This window comes from Prevotella pectinovora, assembly GCF_000834015.1.
Taxonomy (GTDB): Bacteria; Bacteroidota; Bacteroidia; order Bacteroidales; family Bacteroidaceae; genus Prevotella; species Prevotella pectinovora.
The window spans coordinates 1-2,260 of the sequence record NZ_JXQI01000066.1 but is presented as its reverse complement, the minus strand read 5'-3'; the positions used below and the strand labels follow the sequence as shown (position 1 = coordinate 2,260).

Here is a 2,260-nt window from a genome sequence, read left to right as displayed (position 1 = left end):
CCGTCACTGATTTTTTCGGTCGTGTTGTGCTTGGTCTGCAATATTAAACAATTTAAATCAATATGGAATCAGGAATTAAATTTACATTAGAAAAAGTAGTTACCAATGAAATGACAGCTCGCAATATGGCAAGTGGTACATTGGATGTTTTTGCAACTCCCTCAATGATAGCACTCATTGAAGAGACTGCATGGAAAAGTGTCGCCCAAGAACTTGAAGAAGGAATGGGCACTGTTGGAATAAGCCTAAACGTAGAGCATGTAGCTCCTACTCCTGTGGGAATGAAAGTAAGATGCGAAACGGAATTGGTGAAAGTAGATGGTAGAAAACTGGATTTCAAAGTTGAGGTCTACGATGAGTGTGATTTAATCGGCAAGGGAACACACAGTCGTTTCATTGTAAAGAACGATAAGTTTCAGATAAAAGCAAACGGCAAACTTGGAAAAGCTTGATTTCTTATCATACACTAAAAGAATGGTTTAACGCATCAAGACCAAATAGTTATTCTCCTTGCTGATCATTAAAGTTGCAGTCTTTAAGAGATTCATCCAATTTGGCCTTGATGTTTTTCATTTAACATCCAAGAATTTTACCATTAATTACACATGTCAAGGAATAAATGTATAACAGAAAGAATAGTAAAGCTGATTTGAAAAGACATACATCAAAATAAGTGGTGAGAATATTCTCATTCCATAAATCATGCATTCCACTGCATTTACCAATGTTGTTATACGTCGTGTTATAAAGCCTGTAGTCAAAGAAGTGACAAGCATGGCAAAGATGACAACTGCAACCAGACTGTTGCTAAAACAGCTAGGAATCAGATTTCCTGTAGAACTCAACAAAATGGCCTGCGGTAAGGTCGTGAGCAGCAACATCACTGTCAATATTAGTATGACTTCTACTACAAACACTAAAAAGGCCATTCGTTCTCTGAAGGTACAAGCTTTGAGAATCAATGATTTCCTCATCAATGATGAAAGTCCACTCTTCACGAATACTCCATATGCTATACTAGAAAGAATCATCCATACAAGGATATCCTTGTTGAGATTGCTTGTGAAACTTCCGAAAAACCACCTGATGCCCTCACCATTGAGCATTGATTTTATATGGGAATACGGAAATGTAGAACTTAGTATCCATGAAAGCAATATCAATGCAAGTTCTCCGATAGCCAATATACATACGCAATAGGCTGTAACCTTGATTGTTCTGGTTTCGTTATTCCTCATCTGGATGCAAATTGTCTAAATCTATAATTCTAAGTTCCAAGGCGCGAACAACGAGACGAGTTGCGTTAACCCCAAGTCCTCCATTACCTTTTGGAAACAGTTTCTGTACGAGTTCGTTCTGTCTTTTCTCCAAACTCTTCACTCCAAACGGTATTCCACGCAAGTTTGTTATCTGCTCTTTGGTGTAGCCCAAAGCAAGATGTCTAAGAAAGCGTTCGTCATATTCGTCAATTTCATAATTGACAAGAGCCTCCTGCCGCATTATGGCAGACTTGACGTCATGTTTGAAATGCTGTAATATTTTCTCCATGATAGGCTGATTGAACACATTTTTCTTTCCTGACATTACACTTTCTATATCTGCACGCGTCAACATCTCTCCAGTCTTCAAGATTATTCCGTTGCATCCAGCATCCATGACATCAAGCCAAAGTTTTTCGTTAAGTATTTCACCAGTAAAAATGAGGACTTTCGTTTCAGGGTATCTGACTTTCGTTTCACGGCATATCTCAACACCTATTGTTGTAGAACCACCCAAGCCTAAATCCAATAGCACCAAATCAGGCACATTATCCTTCATTATCCGCCAATATTCCACTTCATTCTCTGCAGTTCCAACAATCTTGGCTTCTGGAACATCCGACTTTAATATGCCTTCAGTACCTTTTAATTCCAGAGGTACATCTTCGACTATAATTACTTTGAATTCTATCATATCTTTATTTGGATTATTATCTTTGGTTAAAAAAATTATTATTTTTGTTACTGCAGGCTAATAACGCGTGGGAGTGTTATTGTAATATCAATGTTGCCATTGGATTCAATCGCAGAAATGCCACACCCACACAAATTGGTGACATTACTTATCTCCCGCAATATTTGTCTGATGATTAGAAATGGAATATTTGCATGATTAGGAACGAATGGATTCTCCACTCCACCTGGTCTTTGGCCTCTCGGAACAGATGTGTATAGTTTTATATACGGCCCCCTTTCTGCTTTGTATTTATATGAAGGTTGCA

4 protein-coding genes are annotated in these 2,260 nt (G+C 38.0%); 2 read left to right on the top strand and 2 right to left on the bottom strand.

Features of this window, described 5'->3' with window-relative positions; translation table 11 throughout:
* Window positions 1-62: 62 nt before the first annotated feature.
* Window positions 63-452 (top strand): thioesterase family protein, encoded by a 390-nt coding sequence (locus ST42_RS09865; protein WP_042519633.1) that lies wholly within the window; start codon window positions 63-65, stop codon window positions 450-452.
* A gap of 322 nt (window positions 453-774) precedes the next feature.
* Window positions 775-1,200 carry a hypothetical protein gene (locus ST42_RS14360; protein WP_044075325.1) on the top strand — a complete coding sequence of 142 codons (426 nt, stop codon included), beginning with the start codon at window positions 775-777 and terminating at the stop codon, window positions 1,198-1,200.
* A 27-nt stretch (window positions 1,201-1,227) separates the two neighbouring features.
* Here ST42_RS14360 and ST42_RS09855 read toward each other — a convergent pair whose 3' ends face one another.
* Complete coding sequence (locus ST42_RS09855; protein WP_042519635.1) at window positions 1,228-1,953, bottom strand: DUF5932 domain-containing protein; 726 nt, start codon at window positions 1,951-1,953, stop codon at window positions 1,228-1,230.
* Window positions 1,954-2,000: 47 nt separating this feature from the next.
* Window positions 2,001-2,260 (bottom strand): hypothetical protein (locus ST42_RS14355; protein ID WP_231557006.1); only part of this gene is annotated, 260 nt, incomplete at its 5' end.